The 1,017-nt window shown below is 61.6% G+C and carries 1 protein-coding gene; it reads right to left on the bottom strand.

The window, feature by feature from the left end; all coding sequences use genetic code 11:
• Window positions 1-1,017, bottom strand: a 1,017-nt coding sequence (gene tnpC, locus ACSSV4_RS23245) for an IS66 family transposase (protein WP_454277346.1), incomplete at both ends; no start/stop codon positions are given.

Genomic DNA, 1,017 nt, shown 5'->3' with positions numbered 1-1,017 from the left:
TTTTTCTTCCCAATGCAATAGGCCTGATCGAGCGCTCACAGGTGTTGTTGTCCAACTCGAGGTGCCCGTCGTCGAGATAGCCGCGGGCTTTCGGCATGCGGCTCAGGGCGTAGCGGATCGCTTCGGCCAGCTTGGTTTTACCGGAGATTTTGCGCAGCTGCGCCTGCAGCCAAAGCTCCAACTCGTCGAAGACCGGCTTGGCGTTGGCCTGCCGCAGGGTGACACGCTCTTGCGGAGATTTGCCTCGCGCTTCCTTCTCCACCGCGTAAAGCTTTGCAATCTGTTTGATCGCCTGTTGGGCAATGGGAGAGCCGGTGCGCTCGACCTCATCGACAAATTTGCGGCGCACATGGACCATGCAAGCCTGTTCGTCAGCCTTACCCGCGCTGAACAGACCATTGAACCCGGCAAACCCATCGGCATGGACCGTGCCGGTATAGCCTGCAAGATGGTTGGCGGGGTGCTCGCCCTTTCGATCAATGCTGAACTGATACCAGGCGCAGGGGGGTGCTGCGCCGCACCACGGGCGTTCGTCTTGGACATAACTCCAGAGCCGGGCCGTTTTGGTTTTTGTGGTGTTGGCGCGCACCTGCAGCTTTACAGGTGTATCGTCCGCAAACAGGGCTGGCCCCGCCCGAACCAGTTTGCCGATATGCTCAGCCAGAGGCTCCAGCAGGGCCGTTGTGCGCCCGACCCAATCGCTCAGCGTGGAGCGATGCAGATCAACTCCCTCCCGGGCGTAGATCCTGGATTGCCGCTCAAGCGGCAGGTGATCGCAATATTTGCCGACCAGCATGTGCGACACGAGGCCGGGACCGGGGCGCCCACGTTCGATCAGGCGCGACGGCAGCGGTGCCTGTGCGAAGGCTTCACAACAGGTGCAGGCCATGCGGGGGCGGATGAACTGACGCACCACGAAGTGACCCGGGATGTAATCCAGCTCTTGGGTGATATCCTCGCCCACTTGGCGCAAGGTGCCGCCACATCCAGCGCATGCGTCACCGGGCGACACGACCT

It is taken from the genome of Roseovarius sp. MBR-154 (assembly GCF_053628595.1).
This window is presented reverse-complemented; position numbering and strand designations above follow the sequence as displayed.